The organism is Polynucleobacter rarus (genome assembly GCF_003072505.1).
GTDB classification, from domain to species: Bacteria; Pseudomonadota; Gammaproteobacteria; order Burkholderiales; family Burkholderiaceae; genus Polynucleobacter; species Polynucleobacter rarus.
In genome coordinates, this window is sequence record NZ_NTGB01000001.1 from 2947071 (window position 1) to 2962618 (window position 15548).

14 protein-coding genes and 1 tRNA gene are annotated in these 15548 nt (G+C 38.4%); 11 read left to right on the forward strand and 4 right to left on the reverse strand.

Annotated elements, in window-relative coordinates:
* Nucleotides 1-400: 400 nt before the first annotated feature.
* On the forward strand, nucleotides 401-2158 hold the full coding sequence (locus AOC35_RS14460; RefSeq protein WP_159077612.1) for a pyrroloquinoline quinone-dependent dehydrogenase: 1758 nt from the start codon (nucleotides 401-403) through the stop codon (nucleotides 2156-2158).
* Between the two features lie 19 nt (nucleotides 2159-2177).
* On the opposite strand, the gene AOC35_RS14465 is transcribed toward AOC35_RS14460, so the two are convergent.
* Together AOC35_RS14465 and AOC35_RS14470 are read right to left on the reverse strand one after the other, a co-directional pair.
* Nucleotides 2178-2693, reverse strand: coding sequence for a c-type cytochrome (locus tag AOC35_RS14465; protein ID WP_108648328.1), 516 nt, complete (start codon nucleotides 2691-2693; stop codon nucleotides 2178-2180).
* Between the two features lie 166 nt (nucleotides 2694-2859).
* Nucleotides 2860-2936, reverse strand: a tRNA-Met gene (locus AOC35_RS14470).
* A 301-nt stretch (nucleotides 2937-3237) separates the two neighbouring features.
* Between AOC35_RS14470 and AOC35_RS14475 the strand changes: the two genes are divergently transcribed.
* From AOC35_RS14475 to AOC35_RS14485, 3 genes are read left to right on the forward strand one after another with little or no spacing between them, the layout of a single operon-like run.
* On the forward strand, nucleotides 3238-4698 hold the full coding sequence (locus tag AOC35_RS14475) for a sulfatase-like hydrolase/transferase (RefSeq protein WP_108648330.1): 1461 nt from the start codon (nucleotides 3238-3240) through the stop codon (nucleotides 4696-4698).
* 6 nt (nucleotides 4699-4704) lie between these two features.
* On the forward strand, nucleotides 4705-5664 hold the full coding sequence (locus AOC35_RS14480; RefSeq protein ID WP_108648332.1) for a Bug family tripartite tricarboxylate transporter substrate binding protein: 960 nt from the start codon (nucleotides 4705-4707) through the stop codon (nucleotides 5662-5664).
* A gap of 27 nt (nucleotides 5665-5691) precedes the next feature.
* Nucleotides 5692-6291: an MOSC domain-containing protein gene (locus AOC35_RS14485; RefSeq protein WP_108648334.1), complete on the forward strand. Its 600-nt coding sequence runs from the start codon at nucleotides 5692-5694 to the stop codon at nucleotides 6289-6291.
* A 22-nt stretch (nucleotides 6292-6313) separates the two neighbouring features.
* On the opposite strand, the gene AOC35_RS14490 is transcribed toward AOC35_RS14485, so the two are convergent.
* Together AOC35_RS14490 and AOC35_RS14495 are read right to left on the reverse strand one after the other, a co-directional pair.
* Nucleotides 6314-7138, reverse strand: coding sequence for an alpha/beta fold hydrolase (locus tag AOC35_RS14490; protein WP_108648336.1), 825 nt, complete (start codon nucleotides 7136-7138; stop codon nucleotides 6314-6316).
* A gap of 3 nt (nucleotides 7139-7141) precedes the next feature.
* Nucleotides 7142-8137 (reverse strand): Bug family tripartite tricarboxylate transporter substrate binding protein, encoded by a 996-nt coding sequence (locus AOC35_RS14495; protein ID WP_108648338.1) that lies wholly within the window; start codon nucleotides 8135-8137, stop codon nucleotides 7142-7144.
* A 217-nt stretch (nucleotides 8138-8354) separates the two neighbouring features.
* Here AOC35_RS14495 and AOC35_RS14500 point away from each other — a divergent pair, with 217 nt between their 5' ends.
* The 7 genes from AOC35_RS14500 to AOC35_RS14530 all read left to right on the forward strand — a co-directional run bounded on the left by AOC35_RS14500 (nucleotide 8355) and on the right by AOC35_RS14530 (nucleotide 15547).
* Entirely contained in the window at nucleotides 8355-8771 is a 417-nt protein-coding gene (locus AOC35_RS14500; RefSeq protein WP_108648340.1) for an ExbD/TolR family protein, read from the forward strand.
* 2 nt (nucleotides 8772-8773) lie between these two features.
* On the forward strand, nucleotides 8774-9502 hold the full coding sequence (locus tag AOC35_RS14505) for a TonB family protein (RefSeq protein ID WP_108648342.1): 729 nt from the start codon (nucleotides 8774-8776) through the stop codon (nucleotides 9500-9502).
* 47 nt (nucleotides 9503-9549) lie between these two features.
* Nucleotides 9550-11964, forward strand: coding sequence for a TonB-dependent receptor (locus AOC35_RS14510; RefSeq protein ID WP_108648344.1), 2415 nt, complete (start codon nucleotides 9550-9552; stop codon nucleotides 11962-11964).
* A gap of 2 nt (nucleotides 11965-11966) precedes the next feature.
* The gene (locus AOC35_RS14515) at nucleotides 11967-12527 is read left to right on the forward strand and encodes a MotA/TolQ/ExbB proton channel family protein (protein WP_108648346.1); all 561 of its coding nucleotides are present in this window, start codon (nucleotides 11967-11969) and stop codon (nucleotides 12525-12527) included.
* A gap of 107 nt (nucleotides 12528-12634) precedes the next feature.
* A complete protein-coding gene (locus AOC35_RS14520; RefSeq protein WP_159077613.1) occupies nucleotides 12635-14029 on the forward strand; it encodes an alkaline phosphatase D family protein in 1395 nt (464 codons plus the stop codon).
* Nucleotides 14030-14090: 61 nt separating this feature from the next.
* Nucleotides 14091-14354 carry a TIGR03643 family protein gene (locus tag AOC35_RS14525; protein WP_245898529.1) on the forward strand — a complete coding sequence of 88 codons (264 nt, stop codon included), beginning with the start codon at nucleotides 14091-14093 and terminating at the stop codon, nucleotides 14352-14354.
* An 86-nt stretch (nucleotides 14355-14440) separates the two neighbouring features.
* On the forward strand, nucleotides 14441-15547 hold the full coding sequence (locus tag AOC35_RS14530; protein WP_108648351.1) for an alkene reductase: 1107 nt from the start codon (nucleotides 14441-14443) through the stop codon (nucleotides 15545-15547).
* Nucleotide 15548: the final 1 nt, after the last annotated feature.

A 15548-nucleotide genomic window follows, 5' to 3' on the forward strand; every position in this document is an offset into this window, starting at 1 on the left:
GGTGATCAAGTAATCATGAGTGTAGTTGTGATTTAAGGATATTTAATGGTTGTTAAGACGCCTAGTTATCTTTACATAGATATACAAAATTAAAGGAGTAAAACCTTAAATTAAAGTTGACAGTATGAAGCCCAACTCTTAATGGATTGAAGTTTAAGTGCATGAATTGAGACATACTTTAAAGTTTTAGGCATAAGGAGGGCCATCCGATCCTATAGAATGAAACTACACGAAGATAGATGAAAAACTTAAACGTATTAACCTAATCATATAAGCTAAAGTTCGATACTCCCAAGCGCTTAACCCCTAAATCTTTAAGGTTCATGCAAATAAGGGTTTGTCTTAATGACTGAACTAATTAATTAGTGATATGTTAACTAAAATTATTAGGAGGCACTTCATGAGTATTTCTACCAGAAATCAAAGTTCTATATTTAAGGTATTTTTTCTAGCCATCTTTTTTATTGTTTCAAATGCGTCTGCGCAATTTAACATGACAGTCAATGCAGATAGGCTCATCAATGCTGCCAATGAGCCCCAAAATTGGTTGTTAATGAACGGCAATTATGGTTCAACGCGTTATTCTAAGCTCACCCAAATTAACCGTCAAAATGTACAAAATTTAAGGATGGTTTGGGCTTTAGCTTTAGGTGGAATGCAAGACAATGGTGCAAATGGCCCTGAAAATGAGGTGAATCCATTAATTGATAACGGGTTCATGTATACAACAGATGGATGGGGTACCGTTTATAAAATTGATGCTCGAAATCAAAACTACGGAACTTTTGTTTGGGTGTGCGATCCAGGAGTTAGCCATAAAGGCAATGTTCCTCGTACGCGAGGAATTGCACTTTGGGAAAATTTGGTCATTGCTAATTTACCAGATGGTAGAGTCATTGCAATTAACAGCGAAAACGGAGAAATTGTTTGGGATAAACAAATTGCTAAAAAAACCGAATTCGACAGAATGGAAAAGTTTTTTACTGCCCCTATCGTTGCTGACGGTAAAGTGCTAGTTCAAAATGGCGCAGGTGATGGTGGAACTAGGGGGTGGGTAGCAGCCTTAGATGCAAAAACAGGAAATGAATTATGGCGTTGGTATGTAGTTCCTAAACCTGGAGATCCTGGAAGTGAAACTTGGAAAGATGATCATAACGCTTGGAAAACAGGTGGTGGTGGCATTTGGCAAACAGGTTCTTATGACCCTGAATCAAAGCTCTACATCGTTGGTACTGGTAATCCCTATCCGATATATGATCCTCAATTTCGTCCCGGAGATAATCTCTATACTGATTCTGTAGTTGCATTAGACGTCAATACCGGAAAAATAAAGTGGCATTTTCAATATACTCCGAATGATTCATGGGATTACGATGAGGTTGGCATACACATGCTATACGATACCAAAATCGATAATGAAAACCGTAAGGTCGTAGCGCATTTTGGAAGAAATGGTTTTTTCTATTTGCTAGATAGAGTGACTGGCAAATTTATAAAAGCTACCAAATATGTGAATGACTTAAATTGGACAGCTGGCATTCATCCCACCACTGGAAAACCATTAGAGTACAGTCCTAAATTAGATATTCAAATTTATAATCCTCAGGCACGAGCTCTCCGGGGAGATGGTAAGAAAAGAGCATGTCCAACTTGGCATGGAGGGGTAGCGCATCAACCTACCGCTTTTAATCCCATTAAAAATATTGCTTATGGAGTTGGAATTGAGGGTTGCTTTACTCAAAATGGTGCAGAAGTGAAATCAAAGTCTAAAGATGGCGATGTTGATATGAAAGCCAGTGAAAAAAGAGAGTATTCAAGTGACCTTTACTTTGGAGCTGTTACTGCTTTTGATACAAAAAATAATAAAGTATTAGCTAAAGCAGTTACCAATATAGAAATTCGATCTGGTGCAACTGTTACTGCTGGTGGAGTATTGTTTACAGCTTTACAAGATGGTTGGATTATTGCTTATAACGACGAAACCTTGGAAGAACTATGGCGGTTTAATGTTGGAACAACCCTAAAAGGTGCTCCAGTTACCTATTCAATTGGACCAAAACAATATTTAGCGGTTCAGTCTGGCGGTAGACATCTTCATCCAGTGAAATTCGATAAGTTAGAAAACTCCAGCTATTTATTCGTCTTTGCTTTAAATTAATTTTAGTTGAAAGTTTTTTTTACTGAGTTATGTGCTCACACAGGGGAAGTTTACTTCCCCAAAACTGAATACACTTTTCTTGATTCATAACTCCTTGTTTAATTACTTTTGCAAATAAAAAATCAACAATGGCTTCAATTTCTCGGTTTTGTAAAGTTGCTGGTGGGTCTGGCATAGGAGTTGCACTCATTTGAGACTTTAATAAGCCATAACATCTCCCATCACTGTATGCTAAGCGATCAAATGCTGGCATATTATTTCCAGGTCGTCCACACTTGATCGCAGTTATAACCATATCTCTATCTAAGGCTGACTCTCTCAAATTTGCACCATCAGGCATTTGATTATCTGTTTTACGACCATCTCCAGACCATCCATGGCAAGCTTGACAATTTCCTTTATTCAGAAATAAATCCATTCCATAGTCAATGGCACTATTGTCTACTGCATGCACTAAAGTGATTGAACAACTTAACCCGAAAATGACTATGTAGCTAATTATTTTTGATATATCTTTGCACTTTGGAATGAACATAAATTATCTCCTTTTATTTTTAATTGTAAACGCTGTACATAACCTATTGTTAATTATGTATTTTATTTTGGTCTCCGATGAAGTGTGTAATAGGTGTGTATGATGAAAATAAATGAAAAAAGACTTAGGGCTTTGGGTCCTAAGTCTTTGATTTAAATCATGAGTTTGGTGGCGAATCAGGGATTCGAACCCCGGACCTGCGGATTATGATTCCGTCGCTCTAACCAGCTGAGCTAATTCGCCGAACTTCGTATTATACAACTAATTTTCGATATAAATCTACTCTTAGAATCGTTTTGTTCTAAAAGATTTTAAAAGAGGCTATTGGGCTTGTTTAATAAATGGTGTAAACCAATCGCTAATGATTTTTTCAAAGTAGGATTTGTGCAGTTATCTCTCCAGTTTTTTAAACTCTTTCAAATATCTTTAGCGTCTTTGAGGTATTTCATAGCAAGTTTATGCAATTAATTATAGTTTCAGCAACAACAATTGATAACTGTTGTGATAGCATAATTTGAAATAATTAAACAAATTTGGAGATAAGATGAAGCCACAAAATATGATTGTGATCCTGTCTGACGAGCATAATCGTAAAATTACCAAGTGTTATGGCCATGATCTTATTCAAACTCCAAATTTAGATCGTTTGGCAAAAGAAGGAACCCTTTTTACTTCTGCCTATACCAACTGCCCTATTTGTGTTCCAGCGAGAGCAAGTTTAGCCACCGGACGTTATGTTCATGATGTTCAGTGTTGGGATAATGCAATTGCCTACGAAGGAAATCCACTTTCATGGGGCCACCGTCTTATGTCAACGGGCCATCACGTTACTTCAATCGGCAAATTACATTACACCAAAAGTAATCCGAAAGTGAATGGATTTGATGAAGAAATTCTACCGATGCATTTGGTTGAAGGTTTAGGGGATTTATTGGGTTTAATACGAGATGAATTACCAAGGAGGGCTGGTGCTTTAAATTTAGGACCAGAGTCCGGTCGAGGTGAATCGGATTACACAAGATACGATCGTGATATTACGAGTGCAGCATGTAAATGGCTTTCAGAAAAAGCGGCAAATAAGCCCGAAAAGCCATGGGTACTTTACATTGGTTTAGTAGCCCCTCATTTTCCATTAATAGCCCCTGCAGAGTTTTACGATATGTATGCCAATTTAGACCTTCCTTGGCCAAAATTGTATGGAGCCAATGAGCGTCCACATCACCCATTTTTGGATGCAATGCGATCTTGTATGGTTTTCGATGAAGGATTTACTGATGATGATATGGTTCGTCGCGCTCTTACAGCATACTTTGGTTTAGTAAGCTTTTTAGATAATAATGTAGGCTTAATTATGAATGCTGTTCGAGATTTGGGCTTATCCGATGACACGCGTATTATTTATAGTTCTGATCATGGAGACAATTTAGGCGCTCGAGGTTTTTGGGGTAAATCAACGATGTATGAGGAGTCAGCAGGTATTCCTTTAATTTTTGCTGGTTCAGATGTTCCTAAGAATGCGGTGTGTGACACGCCAGTTACTTTAGTAGACCTATTTCCAACAATCTTAGAAGGGGTCGGCGAATTACCCCACGTCGATGATCAAGAATTACCTGGAGAGTCATTATTTGCGATTGCTAATGGCTCAAAACGTAAAGCAAATATCTTGTCCGAGTACCACGCAGCAGGCGCGGCAACTGGTAGTTATATGACCCGAGTTGGTCAATATAAATTGATGTATTACGTTGGTATGGAGCCAATGTTATTTGACTTAGAGCTTGATCCCGAAGAGTTGGTAAATATAGCAACAAACCCAGCTTATCAGGACGTTTTACAACAGTGTGAAATAGAATTACGAAAACTCGTTGATCCAGAAGCAGCAGATCATTCAGCGAAGGACGCACAGAGAAAAAAAATTGCTGAGAATGGTGGAAAAGAGGCTATCTTAGAGCGAGGAGGATTTAGATTTTCTCCACCCCCAGGCGTTAAACCAGCTCGATATAAGTAATCATTAATGCGCACGTTCCTCATTGCGATTCTCTTATTTGCGATGTCAGCCATGGCTCAAGGGCAGTCTTGGCCAAATAAACCAATTAAATTAATAGTTGGGACTGCAAGTGGTGGTGGTCCTGATGCAATCGCTAGGGTAATTGCATCCAGAATGGGAGAGAGATTAGGCCAAACCGTTATCGTAGAGCTTAAGCCAGGCGGGAGTGGTCAAATTGCCTCAGAATATGTTGCATTAGCTCCAGCCGATGGGAACACTTGGCTTCTTACGACAACGATGATTCAGTCCATCATTCCTCAATTAAAAAAGCAGCTACCTTATGATCCCGTTAAGGATTTTTATCCGGTTTCACTCATTGGTACTACCGCCAACGTCCTAGTAGTTGGGAAGCATCTAGGGGTAAGTAATGCTAGTCAATTTGTGAGCCTAGTTAGAAGTAAACCTGGAAAATTGACCTTTGGTTCTGCAGGTGTTGGCTCTCCAGCACATTTAGCGGGTGAATTATTTGCCACGAGTGTCGGTGTCCCAATGACACATATTTCGTACAAGGGAGCAACTCAGGCTTTAGTAGATATCGCAGGAGGGCAGGTGGATATGATTATCACATCTCCTTCAGCAGCTAAAACCATTGCAAATGGTGGTAAGGTATTGGTATTGGCTACTACAGGGTTAAAGCGTGACCCTCTTAATCCCCAATTACAAGCCTTGAGTGAGGTGTTACCGGATTTTGAAATAACCCAGTGGTGGGGCTTGATGATTCGTAGCGGTACCCCTAAAAATATTTCAGATCGTATCTATTCAGAATTAGTTGCTACACTCAGTGAGACAAAAATTAAAGAGCAACTTGCAGCTCAAGGTGGTGTAGCTCAAGCAATGGAGTCGATTGTCTTTGGTAATTTTATACTCTCAGAACGTAATCGATATGCTGAAATTATACGCAAAGCGAATGTTACACCTGATAATTAGGATAGATCGACTTAGGATTAAAGATCAATGCAACTGATAGCCATTTCCGCAGGAAAAATTAAGAACCTCATCTCAGGGGAGAACCCATCTGATAAGGTCATTCCATCCGCAATTGGAAAATCTCCCATTAGCACTTTAGAATCTCCAAGTTCTGTGAGAGTTAGGTATTTAGGTATCGAATCTGATGAGCAAGCAGATTTGAGAGTTCACGGTGGGGAGGATAAAGCGATCTATGCTTATCCATTGGAGCATTATCCGTTTTGGGATGAACAGCGTTCTAGTATTTCAAGTAATGTTTCTGGCCTTACTTTTGGTGCAATGGGCGAAAACTTAACAATAAGTGGGTTTAGCGAAGAGGAAGTTTATGTTGGAGACCGTTGGAGTATTGGAGAGGTTCTATTAGAGGTCGTAAAATTTAGGGAGCCATGTTTTAAATTTAATATCAAAATGGGCTGGTCTGGCGCTGCAAAAGCAATGATAGCCAGTGGCTTCTCTGGGTGGTACTTAAGAGTGATTCAAACCGGAAACATTGTTGCAGGTGAAACAATCAATGTCATACCTGGCACAAGAGGGCTATCAATTAAACAACAAGCGCAAAAGTATTACAGTGAGCCTAAAAAAAAGTAAAAGCCCAATTAAAAAATTTTCACTAATTCAACTTTGCTAAAAATTGTCGAACAAGATTTACACAAGCTTCGACGTGAGTTAGATGAATCATGTGGAAATCAGATTCAATGATGCCAATTTCTAACTGCGGGATTTGCTCTTGTAAAATTTCTAATTGCTTAGGGTCAGTGATGGGGCCATTACTTGGCATAACCGCAAGTGTTGGACATTGGATATTTTTTAAGAACTCAGTTGCATTGGCAGAATTTACAAGATCAGAGTATTGAATCAGAACCTCTGGAGCACTTTTTGAAAACTCATCTACATACCACTCTAATAATTTGGGGTTCGTATTGGGTGGAAATCTTGCCAAGACACTCGTTTGATAGACCCATTCTTTAATGCCCATCTTGTGCATTGCTTCTAGCCTAGAACTAAAACCTAAGGAGTACTTACTCTTCATAGCCTGGTTAATAAAGACAGGCGTAGACACTAGTGCAAGAGCTTTAACTAAGTTTGGATGAGTCGCAGCTAGGATAATACCTAGGATTCCACCCATCGATTCGCCGCAAAATAAAATTGGGCCGCAATTCAGCTCATTAATAACTTGAACTAAATCTCTGATGCAATTCTCAATTTGTATATCTTGACTTGGGTTTTGAATCGAACTAGATTGACCCAGTCCCCTCATATCCACTCTCACGACACGATAATCTCTGGCGAGCAATGGAATCCATTGATACCAAAAAGCACCACTACGACCATTACCATGCTGAAGAAATAGTGTCGGGCGTTCATCCCATGGATTCGTGAAATCATCAATTTGATAATGAATTTGTATATCGTTACTGACTGATAAAAAAGGCATAACTTAGTCCAATTCGAGGTGAATCTTTTTTGATAATTGTAGCCAACGGTTTTTATCAGCGATAAAAAAATCTTTAAATTCGTTCGGAGTACTTGCAATGGGGATTGCTCCATCTTGGCTAAGTCTGGCTAGAATGTCAGGATTTTGAATTACCTTTTTAATTGCTTCAGATAATTTATTCACAATCATCTTAGGAGTTTTCTCAGGTAAAAAAACGCCGTACCAACCAACAACTTCCATATTTGGATAACCTAACTCAATTAAAGTTGGGACGTCTGGAAGGGCGTTAGAACGTTGTGCAGTAGTCACAGCTAAGACATTTAATTTTTTACTTTTAATTAAACTGGAACTGGCAAGCAGGTTATTTAACATGAGATCCACATTCCCACCCAGTAGATCATTATTCGCAGGAGCGGCTCCTTTATAGGGGACATGGATAGTTTGTAAGCCTAAACGATCATTAATTAATTCCATTCCTAGATGAGGGCCACTCCCATTACCGGAGGATGCATAGCTTAATTTGCCAGGGTATTTTTTGGCATATTCGTAAAATTGTTTAAAAGTTTTTAATTCCGACTGAGAGCCAGTCGTTAATAAATAGGGGTACTTAGCTACTAAACTCACTGGAGCAAAATCTTTATCTACATCAAAAGGCAACTTTTTGCTGAAGGCGGGTGAGATGGCAAATGATGCAATTGTCATAAGAATGGTATTACCATCTGGCGGGGCTAGAGCAACAAATTGAGCGCCAATAATGCCGTTGGCACCAGGCTTATTTTCAACATATACAGTTTGATTTAGTACTTTACTCAGTTCAATACTAATGGTTCTAGCTAGTGCATCCGTCCCACCGCCTGCTGGAAAAGGAACAATAAGTTTGATTGTTTGGTTCGGCCAAGTTTGACTATAAGAATTAATCGGAAAAACAAACAACAAGCTTGAAATAAACAAAATCTTACTTGAGAAGCCTAGAAAGCTTTTGTTGAAAAATAAATTCATAATGAAATGTGCATTCAAAAAAGAATGAGGTTAGGTGAATAGGTGATCAGTGAGTTCTGATTTTAAGTGATTTATTTTTTTTGAAGAAAAAATCAAAGATTACAAATTTATTTAAAAATAAAGAAGTTTTAGTTAAAAGCCAAATCTTCATAAAAGCAAAACAATTCTGATAAAAATTTGAAACCTCTCAGTAATATTTGGCAATTAAATTACTGATATGAAAAGATTTGCCGAAACAACCAGAAAAAAATCCCGAATTGAGATCATTCCAATGATTGATGTCATGATGTTTCTATTGGTATTTTTCGTCTTAATTAGCCTTAACGTCATACCTGCTCTAGGCCTTAAAACAAAGCTTCCCAGCTCTACTTCAGCCACCCAAGAGAACCCTCCAAAAAGAATCATCGTGACCTTGATGCGTGATGGAACCGTTCAAGCAGACGGTCAATCTTTAGGAAATCTAGAAGAACTTACTAAAGTCATCAATCTAAAAAAACAAGAATATGCAAATAACTACACAGTAGTTATTCAAGGTGATGAGGCGGCTTCAATGCAAAGCCTGATTGATGTAATGGATATATTGAAAAAAAATAATGTTGAATCAATGACAATCTCAGCGAAAAGAAAAGTATAAATATGAGTTATTCAATATCCCCTAACCTCTTCAGTCCTTACTGGTTTTATGAAAAAAGAGAATCAGTTTCTGTTTCAGGTGCCCTAGTTCTCTGCTTATTAATAACTGTGTTGTGGTTGATGCCGAAGTCCTATACTGAGCCAGTTATAGCAGCGACGGAAATGATAGCATTACTCGAAAATGTGCCGGTTCCACCAATTGAAAAGCCGGTTGAGAAAAAAATTCAAGAAAAGAAAATAGAAAACAAAATTGAAAAGCCGGTTGAGAAAAAAGTCGTTGAAAAATCAATTGATGCTCCCTTAGTTAATGATCCTTTAGCAGAAAAAGTTTCAGAATCACCTACTAAACAAAATAGATCTGAAAATCAAACCAGTTCTAGTAATCCGGTAGCTTCAATTCCTAACCAAACTATTCAGCAAGCAATAAGCATCGCTGCAAAATATGAATCAATTTTGAAAGCCTATTTAGAAAAAATCAAACGCTACCCATCATCAAGAGAAGCACGTCTTGCAAGACCTGAAGGAATTGTGAAGGTTTGGCTTGAGCTTTCTAGAACTGGAGAATTGATTGCTGTTGGAATTTTGGAATCATCTGGTTTTAACTTACTCGATAGCGAGACTCTTAAAACCATCAAAAGTGGTAGTTTCCCAGCCTTTCCGGATGGTGCATTTTTAGGTGAAGCGACGCATAAATTTATTGCCAATATGAATTACACCCTTTCTTCTAACTAACCTATTTACATTTTTAAATCTTACTTTCAACATTTTAAGGATAACCTATGAAAAAGCCACAAAGCACTGTATTTAAGCTTTCAGCGATAACATCCGCTATTTTATTAATGGCAGCAATGAATCAAAATGCTGTTGCTCAAAACACAAGTGATGTTGGTACGATCAACATCACCGGCCAAGGCGAAATCGGCGGCGGCTATATGATCCAGGACGATGGTTTTAAAAACCGTAGTACTGTAACTAAAGAAGCGATTGATACAGTTAGATCTACAACTAACCCTTACCAAGTTTTAAGTATTCTCCCTAGCGTAAATACTTACTCACAAGATGCAACTGGTTTGTTTGGTGGTAATTTGCGCGTTAGAGGTTTTAACTCTGATCAAATGGGTTTCACAATTAACGGTGCTCCAGTAAACGACTCAGGAAACTTTGCTGTCTACCCACAGGAATACACCGACTCAGAAAACCTTTGTGAAGTGTTTATTACTCAAGGTTCTGTAGATAATGACGCTCCTCACGTTGGTGCTTCAGGTGGTAACATCGGCATGAACTCTTGCGGCCCTAAAGATACTTTAGGCGGTAAATTCACACAGTCTCTTGGTCAATTAGGCTTTACAAAAACATTTATTCGCCTTGATTCAGGTCAATTAGGTACAGACAATCCATTAAAATTCTTTATTTCAGCATCGCATTCACAAGCTGATAAATTCAAGGGACCAGGTAGTGCATACCGTGATCACGTTGATGCAGGATTAGATTGGAAGCTATCTACAGATACAAAGTTAACTGCTAACGTACTATATAACTATGCAGTGAATAACAACATTGCTACTTTGACAAAAGCTCAGTACGCAGCTAATCCAAGTATGGATAACAGCACAACAGTTCCTCAACATTTAAGTGGCGGAGCAAGTGAAGCTAATAACTTTAGTACCTCGGCTGCAGCTGATAACAGTAAATTTAATACTTATTATGGTTACTCTTTAAACCCATTTAGAAACACATTGTTTACATCGAAGCTTTCATCAAGAATTGATGATAAGTTAACCTTAAGTGCCGAGCCATATTATTGGTTTGGTTATGGTACTGGTGGTGTAGAACAGAAGACTCTCTCCACTGTTGGCTCTTTCCAAGGCTCAAGTATCGGTGGTGGTATTGCAAACCCGTACGGTGGTGGTACGCAAGTTGTTGGTATTTATTCTGGTTCTGTAACGAAGACACAACGTCCTGGTATTACTTTAAAAGCTGATTGGGATTTGGAAGATCACAAAGTGTTAGCTGGTATTTGGTACGAAAAAGCTAATCATCGTCAAACAGGTCCTGCTGCTACAGTTGATAACCAAGGTAATATCTCGGATGCTTGGTTAATGACTCCAGGCGCCTTCTATCAAAACGGCGCACCTTATGAGTCAAGAAATTATGTAACCGTTTCTACAGGAACGTCATATTTCTTACAAGATACATTCAAAGTAAACAAACAATTAGATTTGTTTGCTGGTGCGCGTTATGCATCGATTAATCGTGACTTTACGAACTATGCTTCTAGCCAGTCTGGCGGAGGTATGGATTATAGTATTAATGCAAAATATGAAAAGTTTTTACCAAGCGTCGGTGCTCGTTATAAGTTAGATGACTCCAACCAGTTATATGCAAATATTACACAAAATATGCGTGCACCATCTAACTCTGTATTGTCTGGCTTAGTAGCTGGCACTGTAACTTATACCAACGGTGTTGCAACAAGTGCATTGGCCTTAAACCCAGTAACAGTAAAAGAAGAAACTTCAACAAACTACGAAGCTGGATATCGTTACTTCGGAAAAGATGTGAACGTATCTCTCGCAGCCTTCTATGTTGATTTCAAAGACCGTATTGCACAGTCTTATAACCCAGATACAAACTCTTACACAGATTACAACGTTGGTAATTCAACGGTAACTGGTATTGAGTTCCAAGCGGGAACGAAGCCAATGAATGGTTTTAGTGCATTTACCTCGGCAACATTTACGAATAGCATTCTTAAATCTGATTTCAATACTCTGAATGGTTCTACTCAGACCACATTGCCAACTAACGGAATGCAGTTTCCTGATACGCCACAATGGATGTTTGCTCTTTCTGGTCAGTATGCAAAAGGCCCTTACATGGCTCAGTTAGTTGGTAAATATACTGGCATGCGTTATACAACTTTAATGAATGACGAGTCTTTAGATGCTTATTTCACTTTAGATTTAAACGCAGGTTATCGCTTTGAATCTACTGCATTCTTAAAGAACCCAACAGTACGTTTGAACTGGTCAAATATTTTGAATACAGGTTACTTGTTGGCTAACTCAGGTAGTGGTTCAAGTATTTCTGCAACTTCAAATCCAGCCTATTCAAACTACAAAGGTTATGGCGTACCATCATATTATGTTGGCGCACCAAGTTTTGTTAGCGTTTCATTTAGTACTGAGTTTTAAGAATGGAATTATTGCATCAGATTTCTTTTGGCATGATGATTGTGGCAGGGATTTTAGCAATCGTGGTTAGTATTGAGCGAGTCATTTTTTCTTCGGTAAATTTGACCCGCTCAAAACAAGTCTTAAGTTCTGTTAACTCTGGAGAAATCGGTCAAATTGACGGTTTACTGAAAAATGATTCGGTTTCTCACATGGTTAAAGAAATTTTAAAGATTAAGGGCCAAAACTTAAATCCAAGTCACTATCAAGACAGAATAGAAGCTGCTTATCTCGAAGCCAAAGATACTTTAAATAGTCGTCTTTGGATTTTGGATACGGTTGTTACTGCAGCTCCGCTAATGGGTTTGCTAGGAACAATTTTTGGCATTGTGGATACTTTTTTAGCCTTATCAAAATCAGGTATGTCTGATCCAGCATCTGTCAGTTCGGGCATTGGTACTGCCCTGTATGCAACAGCTTTAGGAATTTCTATCGCTTTATTATGTTTGCTAATTTTCAATTTTTTGAATGATCGTAATGAACGTATTATCGAAAATTTAAAAATGTTGATTTTGCGCGCTTAAGTTTTTTCCATCATCTGTAATTAATTCGTTTTGACTACTAGAGGTTAAATACTTCTAGTAGTTTCAAAATGATTTTAACCCTCCACTTTTCCAATAAATCTATACCCATGAACAATCTGTTTACGATGCGTTTTCATCAAACTATTTTTACTCTATTGTTTCTCTTTTCGCTAAGTGCAAGCGCACAAGTAGTCAAAAAGAATCTTTTGCTGGAGATGAATGGTCCGATGGCAGGAAGTGTAACGATGAAATCAGCAAAAATTTGGGCTCAACTGCCGCAGATTCAACCCACTGAAAAATTTCAAACTTTCATTGAATATGAAGCGATTAGTAACTCCAGTAAATTAACTAAGAAAATTAAAAGCACAAAAACAGTAATATTAGACGCTGAGAAAAATAACTCTATTTGGGAGTTAAGCGATTTAGAACCAGAGACAAAATATCAATATCGCGTTATTGCTAAAAAGGGTAGCCAAGTATTAAGCTCTAAATCGTATTTCTTTCAAACAGAAACCCTTTGGCAGTGGCGCAAAGATCCACCTTCTATCAGAGTCTTAGCTAGTTCTTGTGCCTATACGAATGATGCAGCTGAAGATCGCCCTGGTAAACCATACGGACAAGGCAACCAAATATTTACGACAATGGGTAATTTAAAGCCGGATGTAACGCTTTGGATGGGAGATAATATCTATCTCAGAGAAACTGATTTTGATAATTCTAAAGCCATGGCTACAAGATATGATAAGTGGCGATCTTTGTCTGAATTACAAGCTTTAATGCAAAGTGGTAGCCATATTGCCACTTGGGATGACCATGATTATGGGGCGAATGACAGTAATTCCTCCAATCCATTTAAGCAAGTTTCTCTGGACTTATTTAAGCAATATTGGCCAAATCCAAGTTTTGGAGTACCTGATTTGCCTGGAGTATTTACGCAATATAAAAGTAGTGATGTTGAGTTTTTTGTTCTAGATGATCGTTGGTATCGAGATGGCGATCATCTCGAAGATGACTCAAAACAAATGTTAGGTGCTGGACAAGTGCGTTGGTTAAAAAATGCCTTGTTATCATCAACAGCCACTTGGAAATTGATTGTTACAGGTAGTCAGGTATTGAATTTGAATAATAAGTATGAGGGTTGGCATCATTTTGTCAAAGAAAGTAACGAGTTCCAAGACTGGCTAGAGAGACAAAAAGTCCCCGGAGTTATCTTAATGTCCGGCGATCGACATTTTTCTGTGTTGTTAAAAAAAGAGAGACTGAATACCTATCCACTTTATGAATTGACCTGCTCACCAAGTTCAGCAGGAGCTTATACGACTGCAAGTAAAGAAACTCAAAATAACCTTCAGGTCGTTAAAGATAGTTTAGTTACGACCAATAATTTCTGTGATTTAGAGTTTTCGGGTAAACGTGGTGATCGTCAAATGCGTATCCAGATTAAGGATCAACTCGGTAAAAGTTTATTTACCACCTCTATTTCAGAAGCTGAACTGAAGTAGATTGGGTCAGACTCAGCTCAACTTGCCAACAATATATTAGCTTTTGGAATAAAATTGCATGATGAAAGTGCAAAAATCCCTAACCGAATCAGAGCTATCACGAGTGATTGAGATGGCTTGGGAAGACCGGACTCCGTTTGATGCTATTCAGCTCAGTTTTGGCTTATCTGAGTCACAAGTTATTGATATTATGCGAAATGAAATGAAGAGATCTTCATTTCATATGTGGCGTAAAAGAGTAACAGGTCGAGCGACCAAGCACTTGGCATTACGAAGTAAATCAATCACTAGAGCTTACTGCCCAACCCAATATAAGAGTAAATAAGCAAGAATTATCAATACTCTCAAAGTTTTTTTAAATAAAACACCATCTAGAATTTCAATTCACAATAACATTTATTAAGGTATTCAATGAAGCTACTTACCCCAGAAACATTAGGAAAAATTCAAATCAGTAATCGCGTTGTCATGGCACCATTGACGAGAATGAGGTCGGATACTGAGGGCGTTCCGAGTCCTTTAGCTAGCGAATATTATCAACAAAGAGCTACTGCAGGTTTAATTATCTCTGAAGCAACTCAAATTGCGCCAATTGGTAAGGGCTATCCTGGCACACCTGGAATCCATTCACCAGAACAAGTTGCAGCTTGGAAAAAAGTAACGCAAGCAGTACATGATCAGCACGGTAAGATTGTTTTACAACTCTGGCATGTTGGTAGAATTTCCCATACTTCACATCATCCAGTAGAAGGTTTACCAGTGGCTCCTTCAGCGATTAAACCAAGCGGCAAAGTATATACAGCATCATGGCAATTAGAGGACTATGAAACCCCTCGTGCACTAGAATCAAATGAAATCAGTGGTCTGATTCAATCTTTTGTGCATGCTGCGAAGATGGCCAAAGATGCTGGTTTCGATGGTGTCGAAGTCCACGCAGCAAATGGTTACTTGTTAGATCAATTTTTACAAGATGGGTCTAATCAACGTTCAGATATATATGGTGGCAGTATTGAAAACCGTTGCCGATTACTGATTGAAGTACTAAACGCAGTAAATCAAGTTTGGGACTCGGAATGCGTTGGAGTCCGAATTTCCCCTTATGGAACATTTAATGACATGAGTGATTCTGATCCAGTTGCCCTGTTTACATATTTAATTGGACAATTAAACACTCTTAACTTGTCTTACCTGCATATGATTGAGCCTAGATCAACTTCTGCTGGTGGAAGTGACGAAGTGCACACCGATGCACCAAGTACGGCTAAACTTTTTAGAAGCTTATTTACTGGTAAGGTTATTATGGCAGGTGGTTATAGCCGTGAATTAGCAGAAGAGGCAGTTGTGAATGGTAGTGCAGATGCGGTGGCTTTTGGTAGGATTTACATTGCAAATCCAGATTTAGTGAAACGATTTGAAGTTAATGCGCCACTCACAAGGTATAACCGTGAAACATTCTATGGAGGAGCTGAGGTGGGTTACACAGATTATCCATTCCTAGTATCGGATGCGTTGAAATAAT

Bases quoted from the DNA above. Each gene is read 5' to 3' on its own strand.
- AOC35_RS14460 (WP_159077612.1), top strand. From the start codon at position 401: ATGAGTATTTCTACCAGAAATCAAAGTTCTATATTTAAGGTATTTTTT.
- AOC35_RS14465 (WP_108648328.1), bottom strand. From the start codon at position 2,693: ATGTTCATTCCAAAGTGCAAAGATATATCAAAAATAATTAGCTACATA.
- AOC35_RS14475 (WP_108648330.1), top strand. From the start codon at position 3,238: ATGAAGCCACAAAATATGATTGTGATCCTGTCTGACGAGCATAATCGT.
- AOC35_RS14480 (WP_108648332.1), top strand. From the start codon at position 4,705: ATGCGCACGTTCCTCATTGCGATTCTCTTATTTGCGATGTCAGCCATG.
- AOC35_RS14485 (WP_108648334.1), top strand. From the start codon at position 5,692: ATGCAACTGATAGCCATTTCCGCAGGAAAAATTAAGAACCTCATCTCA.
- AOC35_RS14490 (WP_108648336.1), bottom strand. From the start codon at position 7,138: ATGCCTTTTTTATCAGTCAGTAACGATATACAAATTCATTATCAAATT.
- AOC35_RS14495 (WP_108648338.1), bottom strand. From the start codon at position 8,137: ATGAATTTATTTTTCAACAAAAGCTTTCTAGGCTTCTCAAGTAAGATT.
- AOC35_RS14500 (WP_108648340.1), top strand. From the start codon at position 8,355: ATGAAAAGATTTGCCGAAACAACCAGAAAAAAATCCCGAATTGAGATC.
- AOC35_RS14505 (WP_108648342.1), top strand. From the start codon at position 8,774: ATGAGTTATTCAATATCCCCTAACCTCTTCAGTCCTTACTGGTTTTAT.
- AOC35_RS14510 (WP_108648344.1), top strand. From the start codon at position 9,550: ATGAAAAAGCCACAAAGCACTGTATTTAAGCTTTCAGCGATAACATCC.
- AOC35_RS14515 (WP_108648346.1), top strand. From the start codon at position 11,967: ATGGAATTATTGCATCAGATTTCTTTTGGCATGATGATTGTGGCAGGG.
- AOC35_RS14520 (WP_159077613.1), top strand. From the start codon at position 12,635: ATGAACAATCTGTTTACGATGCGTTTTCATCAAACTATTTTTACTCTA.
- AOC35_RS14525 (WP_245898529.1), top strand. From the start codon at position 14,091: ATGAAAGTGCAAAAATCCCTAACCGAATCAGAGCTATCACGAGTGATT.
- AOC35_RS14530 (WP_108648351.1), top strand. From the start codon at position 14,441: ATGAAGCTACTTACCCCAGAAACATTAGGAAAAATTCAAATCAGTAAT.